The following is a 14,888-nucleotide window of genomic DNA, read 5'->3' on the forward strand; positions in this document are numbered from 1 at the left end:
GAAACTGGGCTGACATGCTCTTGCCTGTCAAAGGTTTCGATTGCGGTCATCTCGCAACAATACTTGTGAATGGGTAACTCTGCCCTCCATGGACTCGCCAGCAAGCAAAGGCGATATTTAGTTGAAAACCGAAGTAAACGAGATACTGTGGATCTTATACTCGGCTTGATGGGTCAGGATAAAGTTTTTTAGACTATCTGAAACAGGAAACACGCAATGAACACTCAAGTTAGTTAGAAGTTCATTTTCAGCCATGTCCCAGAAGCTTTGCAGCGAATTACAAATAACGGTTTTCATGATAGTTGCTCTTAGTTGACGTTGTCGTTATCTACTTAAAGCAATCCATGCGATCTAGTTAAACTAGTGAGGTGATTCCAATTCTACTCGTTTGCGAGTGGATGAATAATATACAACTGTATTTGTGAAATAAAGCTCATAAATGAGACAAATGCAAAAAAAGACCACTTAAATTGGTGGTCTTTTGTACGATATCGTTTGCGTATTCAGTCATACAAACGGTTTAGTGATGTTATGTATTTATCGCCAAAATTTTTGAGTTTCTTTGGTAGTTGTAGAGATTCTTTTTCTGCGAAGGGAGAGACTCAACCCCCATTTCATAAAAGCCTTGCTCACGGAACCAGTGCAAACTATGGGTCGTGAGAACGAATAACTGCTTTATTCCTTGCTGTTTGCACTGCTGACGCATGTGATTGAGCAGAATTAAGCCACGGTTACCATCGCGATACTCATGATGAATGGCGACACACGCCATTTCAGCCATACTTTCTTCTACGTATGGATAAAGCGCGGCACAGCCGATGATCAAACCATCCTTTTCGATAATCGTAAACTGGTGGATCTCTTGCTCCAATTGCTCGCGGGAGCGGCGCACAAGGATACCTTGCTCTTCGAGCGGGCGAATCAAATCCAAAATACCGCCAATATCATCGATCTTCGCTAAGCGAACACGTTCAGAGCTGGCATAAACGATTTGCGTACCAATACCATCTAAGGAGAACAGCTCTTGGATCAGCGCGCCATCGACTTTATAGCTGACCAAGTGACTACGTGGAACCCCTGCGCGGCATGCTGTTATAGCGGCACGTAAGAACCTTAAGCTGCCAGATGTGTTGTCATTGGATTGGTCGACATCTTGCTCCAGCTTTTGCAGGATTTGTTCTGCTTCTCTTGGCACTAGCTCAGCGATTACATTGCCGAGCTCATCCAAAATACCTTGTGCTGAACAGAAACCAATTAACTTATCGGCATTTAAACGAATAGCGACTTGAGTCGCGACTTCTTCTGAGGTGAGGTTAAAAGACTCGCCTGTCACTGAACTGGCGATAGGGCCAAGCAACACGATCGAGTCTTGCTCTAACATCCGGTTTATGCCAGCAATATCAATACGGCGAATTTTACCGCTATGGCAATAGTCAACACCGTCATCAACACCGAGAGGCTGAGCAATGACAAAGTTACCACTGACAACATTAAGTTGGGTTCCCGCCATTGGCGTATTACTTAAACTCATCGATAGCTGGGCGGTTATGGCGAGTTGCAGCTGTCCTGCTGCCTGCATAACTAATGGTAAAGATTTTTCATCAGTCACACGAATGCCTTTGTGATAGGCATTGGAAATCGAGTTTGATGACAGAATAGAATTAATCTGAGGTCGTGCACCATGAACCAGAACGACTTTTACACCCAAACTATGAAGTAAAGCTAAATCACTGATTATGTTTTTAAAGTTCTCGTCAGCAAACGCTTCACCCCCGAGCATGATCACCACGGTTTTCCCTCGGTGAGCATTCACATAGGGGGCAGATTGACGAAATCCTTTTACTAATGCGGTACTACGTATTTTCACATCAAGTCCATCTTAGGTGAATTACTATGTAATTATAGTGCAAATTTATTCTAATTTAAGCAAGTGTTTTTTTGGAATAGATATCCAATATCAATCACCACAAATTGAGCCTCTGGTGGGCGCATGGTATATAGCGAAGTTGTACTCACTTAACCAAGTAGCTTGGGGTTATTTGAGGGTAGAGGTGTGTTCTGTGAGGTAATCGTGGATGAACGTACGAGTAAAAAACAAGCCTGATCAGGGGAAAAAAACGCTGAGCTTTCCATATCAATTTAGCTGGTTACGCGGTCTGATGTGGTTGAGTGCGATGGTAGCGTTATATGCGCTATTGCAAGGCATGATGTTATTAAATGTCAAATATCAGCAAGCGACCCACCCTGAGTCATTGATATACGGCAGTTGGGTTGAGCAAGATGTCGCCCCTTATCGAGCGGATCGTATTGTGATCAGTCAACATGGCGTCGCGATTGATGGTCGTGTTGTCGCCACCGACTTTCAATTTGATGGTGAGTTCCTAACGTTCCATCAGGGGAGCGAAGAGCGCCACTTTAAGTTTCAGAATGAAAACTGGAATGAGATGACACTGCAAACCGACAAATCTTATCAGCCCGTTTTCGTCAAAATTTAACACTCAGACACACCACGAGCATTGACGACGGCAATGAGAGTTTGTCATGCTCGGGCTATCTCGTTAATGGACTTCTATACATAATGAAAAAAATCATCCTGCTAGCAGTCGTCACGCTGCTTTTTGGTTGTGCTCAGCCAACTGATCGTGCGCAACAATATTTTGACCAAGAGTTTGATACCACGCTCAATAAAGTGGAAAACGTACAATCAAACACAACGCGAGATTTTACCGAGTTCCATAAACAAGCCGAGCAAGTTGTGATTAATTCGCCGTCGATGGCGAAGGTGTATCAGCCGTTGTATGAAACACTCAATGAATGGGTACTGCAAAGCGGCGATCCGAGTGAGCTAGGCAATTTTGGTATTGAAACTGCGCAGCTCGGGGGCGGTGATAAGCAAGGCAATGTGCTGTTTACTGGTTACTTTTCGCCAGTTATGGAGCTTCGTCACCAAGCAAATGAAACCTTTAAGTATCCTGTTTATGCTAAGCCTGACTGCACACAAGATTGTCCAACACGCGCTGAGATTTATGCCGGAGCGCTCGAGGGTAAAGGCCTTGAGTTAGGCTATGCCGCCAATATGATTGACCCATTTTTAATGGAAGTGCAAGGCAGTGGTTTTGTTCACTTTGAAGATGACGATACGCTTGAATACTTTGCTTATGGCGGCAAAAACAACAAAGCGTATGTCAGCATCGGACGGGTTTTGATCGAACGCGGTGAAGTGCCACGTGAAAAAATGTCGATGAAAGCGATCAAAGAATGGGTACTGGCTAATGATGAAGCGACGGTACGTGAGGTACTTGAGCAAAATCCATCCTTTGTCTTTTTTGCGCCGCGAGCAGATGCTCCAGTGACAGGATCGGCGGGAATTCCACTGTTGCCAATGGCTTCAGTGGCTGGTGATCGTTCCATTTTGCCTATGGGAACCCCAATCCTTGCTGAAGTGCCACTATTGAACGCAGATGGCACTTGGAGTGGTGCGCACCAGTTGCGTCTACTTATCGTGTTGGATACGGGGGGCGCAGTGAAACAGAACCACCTTGATCTTTACCATGGTATGGGGCCTAGAGCGGGCACAGAAGCGGGTCACTACAAGCATTTTGGCCGTGTCTGGAAGCTAGGTCTACAACACTCAGCGACTCAAGCTCCTTGGGCAATGCCGCCTGAGAAGCAAAACTAACGGTTTTCCGTTCAAGCCGCTTATCGGTGTAAAGAGCGAGTATAGACATTTCGATAAAGAGTGCGTATAAATCGCACTCTTATTTTTTGTAACCGATTTACGGACTAGAGTTATGCGTGAATTAGACACTCCAGCTTCAGATAACTACAACCAGCGTTTTGGTGGTACTCGCCGTTTATACGGCAATAGCGAAGTGGAAATACTCCGTGCTGCACACGTGTGTGTGATTGGCATTGGTGGTGTAGGTTCATGGGCGGTGGAAGCACTTGCTCGTACTGGTATTGGTGAGTTAACGCTGATCGATATGGACGATGTGTGTGTGACCAATATTAACCGCCAAATTCATGCGATGAGTGGTACCGTTGGTCAAAGTAAAATTGAAGTGATGGCTGAACGGGTTAAGTTGATTAACCCAGAATGTAAAGTGAATTTGATTGATGACTTTATTACACCAGACAACCAGCATGAGTATCTAAGCAAAGAATACGATTACGTGCTCGATGCGATTGATAGCGTGAAAGCGAAAGCGTCTCTGCTGGCATACTGCCGTAGTAATAAAATCAAAGTCATTGCAACCGGTGGTGCTGGTGGTCAAGTTGATCCGACTCAAATCCAAGTCGCTGATTTGACAAAAACTATTCAAGACCCATTGGCGAAAAAGATTAAAGATACCTTGCGTCGCCATCATAACTTCCCAAAAAATCCACAACGTAAATTTGGTATCGACTGCGTGTTTTCCACCGAGCAACTAAAATACCCTCAAGCGGATGGCAGCGTGTGTGGTGTTAAAGCAACCGCTGAAGGCCCTAAGCGTATGGATTGTGCGAGCGGGTTTGGCGCCGCAACCGTGGTCACGGCGACATTTGGTTTTGTTGCTGTCGCACGTATCGTCGAAAAACTGATTCAAAAGCACAGCAAGTAAGGTGGCATGATGTCGAACTTTCCAGTCAATCCATTTGGTACTCAAATTACCGCCACCGAGATCGTTGAAACCATGCAAGGTATGCGTGGTTGGGAAGACCGTTATCGTCAGGTGATTCAATGGGGTAAAAAACTGCCAGTGATGCCTGAAGAATTGAAGTCGCAGCAAGTGACTGTCTCGGGTTGTGAAAGCCAAGTATGGTTAGTCAGTGAGCAAGTAGGAGATACTTGGTCATTTTGCGCAGACTCAGACGCACGTATTGTTCGTGGGCTTATCGCTTTGGTGATGGCGGCGTACAACCATAAAAGCAGTGAGCAGATCCAACAGTTTGATATTGATGGATACTTTGCACAGTTAGGTTTAATTGACCATCTTAGTCCTTCTCGTGGCAATGGTTTAAAAGCGATTGTTGAGCAGATCAAACTGCTGAGTGCTTAAGCCAAAACCTAGCTAAGTCCCGCTGTTTAGCGGGATTTGTTATGCCCGAATATGGCGGTGGTTAATTTTTAATCACTTCTTTTTTAATGTCTTAGCAAAAACAGGGCTTTGTCACACTTGTTGTCCTTAGCTAAAGGCTGTAAAATTCGCGCCCTTATTTATTGTTCCGTTGTTGAGAGGCTTCATGACTACTGAAAAAATCAACCTGCTTGATTTTGATCGCCAAGGATTGCGTAAATTCTTTGCAGAAGAATTAGACGAAAAAGCATTCCGCGCAGAGCAGGTGATGAAGTGGATCTACCATTTTGGTGTTGATGATTTCGACAACATGAACAACATCAACAAGAAATTGCGTGAGAAGTTGAAGCACCGTTGTGAAATTAAAGCGCCGGTGGTTTCTGAAGCTCAGCACTCATCTGATGGCACCATCAAATGGGCAATGCGCGTTGGTGACCAAGACGTTGAGACGGTTTACATCCCTGAAGATGATCGCGCAACACTGTGTGTTTCTTCGCAGGTGGGTTGTGCATTGGAATGTAAATTCTGTTCAACGGCTCAACAAGGCTTTAACCGTAACCTAAAAGTGTCTGAGATTATCGGTCAGGTTTGGCGTGCAGCACGTGAAATTGGTCTAGAGAAAGAGACGGGTCGTCGTCCAATTACTAACGTAGTAATGATGGGCATGGGTGAGCCGCTTCTGAACATGAAAAACCTGCTTCCAGCACTTGATTTGATGCTTGATGACCTTGGTTTTGGTCTTTCAAAGCGTCGCGTAACGGTATCGACTTCGGGTGTGGTTTCTGGTCTTGATCAGATGACAGGCAAAATTGATGTCGCATTAGCGATCTCTCTTCATGCGCCTAACGACAAGCTACGTAGCCAAATCATGCCGATTAACGACCGTTGGGATATTCAAGAGTTCTTAGCCTCAGTACGCCGTTACATCGCGTCTTCAAATGCTAACCGCGGTAAAGTGACGGTAGAGTACGTGTTATTGGACCATGTTAACGATGATATGGACCACGCACGTGAATTGGCTGAACTGATGAAAGATACGCCGTGTAAGATTAACCTGATCCCATTTAACCCATACCCAGGTTCTCCTTACAAGAAGCCAAGCAACTCACGTATTGATCGCTTCCAAAAAACATTAATGCAGCTTGATCACACCGTCACAGTGCGTAAAACGCGTGGTGACGATATCGATGCGGCATGTGGTCAGTTGGTGGGGGATGTTATTGACCGCACTAAGCGCACCGCAATGGCAAAAGTTGCCAAAGGTGAAGCAATTGACATCAAAGCGGTATAATTAAATAGTTATCTATCGAAGCCAGAGCAATGCTCTGGCTTTTTTGTTGCAACTTATTACTGATAAAAATAAAGCTATCTCGCAGTTTATTGGTTTTATCTTGGCTAAAAATGTCAGTTTTTAGAAAAACCTTGAGCTTGCTGTAATTTATCTAACCCGATTGTGTTGTTTCATGCTTTATATCTATTAGAATTAATAGTCATACTTAAGTATCTCAGAAGACTGAGTACGTTCCTGAGTGATTGTTCAGACAACAACCTCATATACTTAGGGAAGGTCGCAACAAATTTATCAGTGACATCTCCTTATCTTGTGTGCAAGATGTTTTCACTTCACTGATAAATACGTTAGTAAATTTAAATACCTTGGTTTGAGACGACAACAAACAAAAAAGAATAAAAAGTCGCGAGAGCCAATCGGAAAACAAGAGACACGACATAATGAATACAGAGCAACCGACGGCTGTCGTAGAAGAGAATACAGAAAACAATCACATTCAACCGGGCACTATTCTTAAACAGAAACGCGAACAAGCCGGGTTAAGTCAAAAGCAAGTTGCGGATCGTTTGCGTCTGCGAGTGGCGATTATTGAGCAAATTGAGCGCAATGAGTTCGAGCCGGATCAGGTTGCAACCTTTACCCGTGGTTACCTGCGATCATACGCGAAAGTGGTCAATGCGGACGAAGGTGAAGTATTGGCGGCTTTAGATGCCACCATGGGCACTCAGCCCCCGCAAGAACAAAAAATGAAGAGCTTCTCGCGTAAAACCAATCGAGAAAAACACGACAATCGCATCATGGCTTTGACCTGGGGGATTGTGATTGTGATTGTGGCTATCTCCTCGGTTTGGTGGTGGCAGAACAAGCAAAAAGATGCCCTTGAAATCACCAATGAAGACGAAGCGGCACTTGTGGTTGAGTCTGAGTCAACGCCGCTACTGGATACCTCCGTTGATAAGCTAACGGCAGAGCCTAGTAACGAGAACAGTGACGAGAACGCTCCGGTATCTCCTGTGGCAGAAGATAGCCAAGCTGCAAATGAGCTTACTCCGCTTGAAGCAAACGATGATCTGAGCCAAAACAGTGCCGAAACCGCACCATTGGCTCCAGTGACAGAAACCCAAACGGCACAACCGCAAGCGGATGACGCCGTCTCTAAGCCAGCAGTGAGCGCTAACCACCTTGAGTTAAGCTTTAACGATGAATGTTGGGTGCAAGTGAAAGATTCGACGGGCAAAACCCTACTAAGTGGCATTAAACGTGGTGGAGAAACGGTAACATTAGACGGTAAAAAGCCGTATAACGTTATTTTGGGTGCGCCAGAGAACGTTTCTATCACATTAGCGAGTGAACCTGTCGACCTTTCTGGGTATACTGCAGGCAAAGCAGCAAGATTCACCTTACCTTAGAAAAGATTATGCAACACGAATCTCCTATTAAACGTCGCCCATCGACTCGAATTTATGTGGGCGATGTGCCTATTGGTGATGGCGCACCGATTGCGGTGCAGTCAATGACCAACACCAGAACAACAGACGTCGATGCGACTGTTGCACAAATTCGAGCATTGGAAAATGTCGGTGCAGATATCGTGCGCGTATCTGTGCCAACCATGGATGCCGCAGAGGCATTTAAGCAAATCAAACAGCAAGTGAACATTCCACTCGTGGCGGACATTCACTTTGACTACCGTATTGCGCTAAAAGTGGCGGAGTATGGTGTGGACTGTTTACGCATCAACCCGGGCAACATCGGTAACGAAGAGCGTATTCGTTCAGTCGTAGATTGTGCACGTGACAAAAACATCCCGATTCGCATTGGTGTTAACGGCGGTTCTCTGGAAAAAGATATCCAGATGAAATATGGCGAACCAACGCCTGCAGCATTAGTGGAATCTGCGATGCGTCATGTTGATATCCTTGATCGCCTCAACTTTGACCAATTCAAAGTGAGCGTAAAAGCGTCAGATGTGTTCCTTGCCGTCGATTCATACCGTTTGCTGGCGAAGAAAATCGATCAGCCGCTCCATCTCGGTATTACTGAGGCGGGTGGTGCTCGTGCCGGCGCGGTTAAATCATCGGTTGGCCTAGGTATGCTATTGGCAGAAGGTATTGGTGATACATTACGAATTTCATTAGCAGCGAACCCAGTTGAAGAGATCAAAGTCGGCTTTGATATTCTAAAATCACTGCGCATTCGCTCACGTGGCATTAACTTTATTGCTTGCCCTAGCTGTTCTCGTCAAGAGTTTGATGTGATCGGCACCGTCAATGCACTCGAAGAGCGCCTAGAAGACATCATTACGCCGATGGATGTATCGATCATCGGTTGTGTGGTGAATGGGCCGGGTGAAGCTGAGGTTTCACACCTCGGTCTTGCTGGTAGCAACAAGAAGAGTGCATTTTACGAAGATGGCAAACGTCAGAAAGAGCGTTTTGACAACGACGATCTGATCAATCAGTTAGAAGCGAAAATTCGTGCGAAAGCGGCCGTTATGGACGAAAGCAATCGCATTGAAATTAAAGTGCAAAACTAAATCTCAACGAAGTAATTACAATTACGGTAAATATTGTGGCAAAACCAATTCAAGCAATTCGAGGCATGAACGATTGTCTCCCTACTCAATCACCACTGTGGCAGAAGCTAGAAAACACAGTGAAAAACGTAATTAGCGCATACGGTTACAATGAAATGCGCATGCCAATCGTTGAGATGACGCATCTATTTAGTCGTGCTATTGGCGAAGTAACGGATGTAGTAGAAAAAGAGATGTACACCTTTGAAGATCGCAATGGTGACAGCCTAACTCTACGTCCTGAAGGCACCGCAGGTTGTGTGCGCGCAGGGATTGAAAACGGCTTGCTTTACAACCAAGAGCAACGTGTATGGTACATGGGACCAATGTTCCGCCATGAGCGTCCACAAAAAGGTCGCTACCGTCAGTTCCACCAATGTGGTGTTGAAGTGTTTGGTCTAAATGGCCCAGACGTTGACGCTGAACTTATTATGATGACGGCGCGTCTATGGCGTGAGCTTGGCATTGATCAACATGTGCGTCTTGAGCTGAACTCAATTGGCTCTCTTGATGCTCGTGCTAACTACCGTGAAGCATTGATCGCATTCCTAGAACAACATATGGATGTTCTGGATGAAGATTGTAAACGTCGTATGCATACTAACCCGTTACGTGTATTGGATACTAAGAATCCTGATGTACAAGCGATCTTAGGTGACGCACCTCGCCTGTCGGATTACTTAGATGATGAGTCTAAGCAACATTTTGCAGGTTTGTGTGAACTTCTTGATGCTGCGGGTATCGAATACACAGTAAATGAGCGTCTTGTTCGTGGTCTTGACTACTACAACCGCACAGTATTTGAATGGATTACCGAAAGCCTTGGCTCACAAGGTACCGTTTGTGGCGGTGGTCGTTATGATGGTCTTGTTGAGCAACTCGGTGGTAAAGCGACCCCTGCGGTTGGCTTTGCGATGGGACTTGAGCGTCTAGTGTTGATGCTAGAAACCCTTGAATTAACTGAAGTTCGTCGCAGCGTAGACGTCTACATGGTGACGGCGGGTGAAGGTACGATGATGGCGGGTATGAAGCTGGCTGAACAGCTACGCGAACAAGTACCGGGTCTCCGTGTCATGAACCACTTCGGTGGCGGCAACTTCAAGAAGCAATTTAAGCGTGCAGACAAAGTGGGTGCAGTGGTTGCTTTGGTTCTTGGTGAGAACGAAGTTGCTGATAACAGCGTGGTGTTGAAAGATCTGGTTGGCGGTACGCAAGAGACGTATAGCCAAGCGGATGTGATTGCCAAACTCGCTGAGCTAATCTAACCAAATTTGAATTTAGCAAAGTGGCGATGTGAGTCGCCACTTTTGTACTGTTTAAGAGGACAGGAAGTGGAACTCTACGATACCGAAGAACAACAAGTTGAAGCGATTAAAGATTGGTGGAAAGAGAACGGTAAAGCGGTCATTTTTGGCGCTGTGATCGGTCTAGGCGGTCTATTTGGCTGGCGTTACTACCAAGATTCAACAATTGCAGCTCAAGAAGCGGCCTCTATTAGCTACACCAAAGCAATTGAAAGCCTTGCCGCGTCAGGTGCGCAAGCAGAGCAACAAGTTCAAAGCTTTATCGATGCCAATGGTGAGACGGAATATGCGGTACTTGCTGCGTTACAACTTGCGAAAGTTCAGGTTGAAGCAAACCAGTTAGATGCAGCGATTGAGCAGCTTCAATGGGCAGTGACCACAACAAAAGATCAAGCACTACAAGCCGTGATTAACTACCGCTTGGCGCGCCTACAATCAGAGCAAGGTAAGTTTGATGCAGCGATTGCACAGCTTGATGCGATTACTGATGAAGGTTGGGCTGGTCGCGTTGACGAGCTACGAGGTGACATCTTACTGCGCAAAGGAGATGCAGAAGGTGCTTACGCTGCTTACACCGAAGCACAGCAAGCGGGTGATGCAAGCGAAGCGCTACAAATGAAGTTGGATGATCTAGCCAAGTAAGGGCAAGTTGCATGAAGAAATTGCTGAACAAGGCATTGACGACAGTTGCAGTACTGAGTGTGTTGGCTGGTTGTGCCAGTGAAGAAGACACCATTGTTATGGCTCCTGTGCCGCAAGTTGATAATGAATTTACTGCTTCATCGGTATGGAGTCGCTCAGTTGGTGATGGCGTCGAACACTATTTTTCCAAGCTAACACCAGCTTACGCTTATGACAAAGTGTTTGTCGCGAGCCGTCAGGGCGAAGTGACAGCGCTAAATCCGGAAACCGGTGATCAACTGTGGAGCACCGACCTAGAGCAAGATGTACCAGCTCGCCTAGCGGGTGGTATTGCGGCCGCTTATGACAAACTGTTCATCGGTAGTGAAAATGGTGAAGTGATTGCACTGAACCAAGAAACTGGTGAGTTACTGTGGCGCGCAAAGGTTCAGGGTGAAGTGTTATCTGTCCCTGCGACAGATGAAAACCTAGTGATGGCTCATACTAGCGAAGGCGTTCTTGTTGCTCTTGATCAGCAAAGCGGTGAGCAAAAGTGGGCAATCAGCACTGAAGTACCAACCTTGACACTACGTGGAACCAGCGCACCAATGGCTGTTTCTGGCGGTGTATTCTGGGGTACTGCGAATGGTCGTTTAGCTGCGGCTATTGTTCAGCGTGGTCAGCTAATTTGGCAACAACCAATCGGGACGCCAAAGGGCGCAACAGAGATTGACCGGATTGTCGATGTTGATGCATCGCCAATGCTAATGGGCAGCACGCTGTTTGTTATTGGTTACAATGGTCAATTAACGGCAATCGACTTGCGTTCAGGTCAACCGGGCTGGAAGCGTACTTATTCGTCTGCGACTGACTTAGCCAATGACGGTAGCCGAGTATTCCTTGTGACAGACAAAGATCACTTGGTAGCCGTTGACGCACGCAGTGGTACAGAGCTTTGGAACAACAAACAGCTTGAGCACCGCCTGTTAACTGCACCGAAAGTACTGGGTGACTATGTCGTGGTTGGTGATAGTGAAGGTTATTTATACTGGATCGATCGCAGCTCTGGTGAGTTTGTTTCGATGCAAGAAGAAGGCAGTGGCGGTTTCGCTGTAGGGCCTATTCTGCTTGATGATGGCATTGTTATTACTACGCGCAATGGCAATGTAAAGAAACTGACGCTCAGCGAATAATTTCGTGATATAATTCACATTCGGCTCCTGGCTGGTGACAGTTAGGAGTCGTTTTGTTTATATAAAACAAAGATTTAAGTTTATTTGGTGTGGCTATAGGTAACAATTTGGCAAGAGGAAAACTTGTCAGTCGTTACCTATAACTACATAAGAAAAGAATATTGTAGAGGTTGTTATGGTTCCTGTTGTTGCTCTAGTAGGGCGTCCGAACGTAGGTAAATCTACGTTGTTTAACCGCTTAACTCGTACACGTGATGCGCTAGTGGCGGACTTCCCTGGCTTAACTCGTGACCGTAAATATGGCCAAGCTAAGCTTGGTGAACATGAATTTATCGTCATCGATACTGGCGGTATCGATGGTACGGAAGAAGGTGTTGAGACCAAAATGGCACAGCAATCGCTCGCGGCGATTGATGAAGCTGATGTGGTACTTTTCATGGTGGATGGTCGTGCTGGTTTAACGTCAGCAGATGAAGCCATTGCTCAACATCTACGTAAGCTAGAAAAACCAGCAATGCTGGTGGTTAACAAGATTGATGGTATCGATGCAGATGCTGCGAGTGCAGAGTTCTGGCAACTTGGTATGGAAGAGATGTACCAGATTGCAGCGGCTCATGGTCGTGGTGTTGCTGCATTGATCGATCTAGCGCTAAACCCATTTGCAGAAAAATTCGTTGAAGAGACTCAAGGTGAGATCACTGACCTAACTGACTTTGAAGACGAAGAACAAGAGCAAATTGATTTTAGCGAAGAAGAAGCGGAAGCTGAGTTCAAGCGTTTGCAAGATCAGCCAATTAAATTGGCGATTATCGGTCGTCCTAACGTAGGTAAATCAACCCTAACTAACCGTATTCTTGGTGAAGAGCGTGTGGTTGTTTACGATATGCCAGGAACGACTCGCGACTCTATCTACATTCCAATGGAGCGTGATGGTCGTGAGTATGTATTGATTGATACTGCAGGTGTTCGTCGTCGTACACGTATCAACGAAATGGTTGAGAAATTCTCAGTAGTTAAAACGTTGAAAGCGGTAGAAGATGCCAACGTGGTACTTTTGATCATCGATGCGCGTGAAAATATCTCAGATCAAGATCTAAGCCTACTCGGCTTTGCGCTTAATGCAGGTCGCTCGATTGTTTTAGCAGTGAACAAGTGGGATGGTCTGGATAACGATGTAAAAGAATCCGTGAAGAAAGAACTAGACCGTCGTCTAGGCTTCGTTGACTTCGCTCGTATTCACTTTATTTCAGCGCTTCACGGTACAGGTGTTGGTCACCTATTTGAATCAGTACAAGAGGCTTACAAGTCAGCAACGACTCGTGTAGGTACGTCAGTGCTGACTCGTATCATGAAGATGGCAACCGACGATCACCAACCACCTATGGTACGTGGTCGCCGCGTGAAACTAAAATACGCGCATGCGGGTGGTTACAACCCACCAATTATCGTTATCCACGGTAACCAAGTACGCGAACTACCAGATTCATACAAGCGCTTTTTGATGAACTACTACCGTAAGTCACTAGAGATCATGGGTACGCCAATTCGTATCCAGTTCCAAAACAGTGAAAACCCATTTGAAGGTAGAACGACCAAAATGACACTGTCTCAAGAGCGTAACCGTAAACGCCTAATGAGCATGGTTAAAAACCGTAAAAAGTAACCATTAACGATTTACTTGAAAAGCGCCTACAATGTAGGCGCTTTTTTTATCTCTAAAGAATAACCAAATTGAAATTACAATGAATGTAACGCCAACTATTACTCAGTTCTGCCATCAAACTTGGCAACTGACTGCACAAGTACAACTTAGCCAAACATCAGGTGATGTCACCTATATCGTTACCGATAGAACTCCTTTTCATCCTGTGAGTCATATTTGGCCCGATCATCCTGCCGATAGAGGCGCAATAACGTACAAAGATAAGCTTTATCCACTCGTCGACTGCTTGGTCGGTGCCGTTGAACTGTGTAGTAACACTCTTTATGTCGACAAAGCGATTCCCGTAAAACGCGATCAAGCTGGCTGGGCATTTGTAGTCGTTCATGTGGTTGAAAAAACAGAAGCCGTATTTTGTGCTAGTAACAGCCTGCTACTGAGTGTCGATAAAACTTACCAACAAGCACTAAGCCGAGGTCATAGTGCTGGCCACTTAGCTTTCTTGGCGCTCAACAAGGTGTTAACTGAGCAGGGGTATTGGCGCAAAGATGCCGATCGCAAAGACACATTAGGGAACTATGATTTCAATAGCTATGCTCAAGAGACCAGCTTTGTTAGCGAAGATAAATGTGTCGATAGTTACCGCTTAGGTAAAACACTGCGTAAACGAGGTTTAAATAGCGCCGATATGGTTGCACAGCTTAGCATGATAGAAAACCAAGTAAATCAAGTGGTTAATAATTGGCTACAGCAAGGTACTGAGGTTGTGATGCATTGTAATGGTGAGGCATTGACCGATTCACGCTATTGGCGTTGTGAGCTGGGCGAAACGAAACTGGCGGAGATTCCTTGTGGTGGCACCCATGTTCACAGCCTAAAAGAGTACACCAGCATTAGAGTGAGCCTGCAAGAAACGAGTCCAAATTACATTGAAATGCAGACCGATGTAACTCCAGCGACAGATAAATGAGATCTTTTTATTAAAATCTGAAAGTGGTGCGATATTAAATGTTTTGTGGAGTTTAATTCTTTTAGAAATCCAAAAACAGGATATGTAACTTATGCTTTCGGTATGTGGTTATATAAATATTCTTTTGAGGGCAGATCGCTGATCAAAATGGATTTAGCGGATGATCTTATGAAGATCATATTGGCAGATTGGTTGCTTTGTCGTCAATAAAACGTTT

General features: G+C 45.5%; 14 protein-coding genes. 12 read left to right on the forward strand and 2 right to left on the reverse strand.

Annotation, left to right across the window (positions count from 1 at the left end):
* Positions 1–117: 117 nt before the first annotated feature.
* Together GZK95_RS03290 and argA are read right to left on the reverse strand one after the other, a co-directional pair.
* Complete coding sequence (locus tag GZK95_RS03290) at positions 118–297, reverse strand: hypothetical protein (RefSeq protein ID WP_075706264.1); 180 nt, start codon at positions 295–297, stop codon at positions 118–120.
* 232 nt (positions 298–529) lie between these two features.
* Positions 530–1,867, reverse strand: a complete 1,338-nt coding sequence (gene argA / locus GZK95_RS03295; protein WP_075714930.1) for an amino-acid N-acetyltransferase — start codon at positions 1,865–1,867, stop codon at positions 530–532.
* A gap of 208 nt (positions 1,868–2,075) precedes the next feature.
* Here argA and GZK95_RS03300 point away from each other — a divergent pair, with 208 nt between their 5' ends.
* The 12 genes from GZK95_RS03300 (at position 2,076) to GZK95_RS03355 (ending at position 14,671) form a co-directional block, all read left to right on the forward strand.
* A complete protein-coding gene (locus GZK95_RS03300) occupies positions 2,076–2,495 on the forward strand; it encodes a DUF2850 domain-containing protein (protein ID WP_083626207.1) in 420 nt (139 codons plus the stop codon).
* A gap of 83 nt (positions 2,496–2,578) precedes the next feature.
* A complete protein-coding gene (mltA, locus tag GZK95_RS03305) occupies positions 2,579–3,679 on the forward strand; it encodes a murein transglycosylase A (protein WP_083626205.1) in 1,101 nt (366 codons plus the stop codon).
* A gap of 112 nt (positions 3,680–3,791) precedes the next feature.
* Positions 3,792–4,601 (forward strand): tRNA cyclic N6-threonylcarbamoyladenosine(37) synthase TcdA, encoded by an 810-nt coding sequence (gene tcdA / locus GZK95_RS03310; RefSeq protein WP_075714928.1) that lies wholly within the window; start codon positions 3,792–3,794, stop codon positions 4,599–4,601.
* Between the two features lie 9 nt (positions 4,602–4,610).
* Positions 4,611–5,039 carry a cysteine desulfurase sulfur acceptor subunit CsdE gene (csdE, locus tag GZK95_RS03315; protein ID WP_075714926.1) on the forward strand — a complete coding sequence of 143 codons (429 nt, stop codon included), beginning with the start codon at positions 4,611–4,613 and terminating at the stop codon, positions 5,037–5,039.
* A gap of 184 nt (positions 5,040–5,223) precedes the next feature.
* Positions 5,224–6,348, forward strand: coding sequence for a bifunctional tRNA (adenosine(37)-C2)-methyltransferase TrmG/ribosomal RNA large subunit methyltransferase RlmN (locus tag GZK95_RS03320; RefSeq protein WP_075706269.1), 1,125 nt, complete (start codon positions 5,224–5,226; stop codon positions 6,346–6,348).
* 440 nt (positions 6,349–6,788) lie between these two features.
* Entirely contained in the window at positions 6,789–7,757 is a 969-nt protein-coding gene (gene rodZ / locus GZK95_RS03325; RefSeq protein ID WP_075714924.1) for a cytoskeleton protein RodZ, read from the forward strand.
* A gap of 8 nt (positions 7,758–7,765) precedes the next feature.
* A complete protein-coding gene (gene ispG, locus GZK95_RS03330) occupies positions 7,766–8,884 on the forward strand; it encodes a flavodoxin-dependent (E)-4-hydroxy-3-methylbut-2-enyl-diphosphate synthase (RefSeq protein ID WP_075706271.1) in 1,119 nt (372 codons plus the stop codon).
* Between the two features lie 35 nt (positions 8,885–8,919).
* A complete protein-coding gene (gene hisS / locus GZK95_RS03335) occupies positions 8,920–10,188 on the forward strand; it encodes a histidine--tRNA ligase (protein ID WP_075714922.1) in 1,269 nt (422 codons plus the stop codon).
* Positions 10,189–10,254: 66 nt separating this feature from the next.
* The gene (locus GZK95_RS03340) at positions 10,255–10,869 is read left to right on the forward strand and encodes a YfgM family protein (RefSeq protein WP_075706273.1); all 615 of its coding nucleotides are present in this window, start codon (positions 10,255–10,257) and stop codon (positions 10,867–10,869) included.
* Between the two features lie 11 nt (positions 10,870–10,880).
* On the forward strand, positions 10,881–12,041 hold the full coding sequence (gene bamB, locus GZK95_RS03345; RefSeq protein WP_075706274.1) for an outer membrane protein assembly factor BamB: 1,161 nt from the start codon (positions 10,881–10,883) through the stop codon (positions 12,039–12,041).
* A gap of 175 nt (positions 12,042–12,216) precedes the next feature.
* Positions 12,217–13,704, forward strand: coding sequence for a ribosome biogenesis GTPase Der (der, locus tag GZK95_RS03350; protein WP_075714920.1), 1,488 nt, complete (start codon positions 12,217–12,219; stop codon positions 13,702–13,704).
* A 79-nt stretch (positions 13,705–13,783) separates the two neighbouring features.
* Positions 13,784–14,671: a metal-dependent hydrolase gene (locus tag GZK95_RS03355; protein WP_075714918.1), complete on the forward strand. Its 888-nt coding sequence runs from the start codon at positions 13,784–13,786 to the stop codon at positions 14,669–14,671.
* The last annotated feature ends 217 nt before the right edge of the window (positions 14,672–14,888 follow it).

This window comes from Vibrio panuliri (assembly GCF_009938205.1).
Lineage (GTDB): Bacteria > Pseudomonadota > Gammaproteobacteria > Enterobacterales > Vibrionaceae > Vibrio > Vibrio panuliri.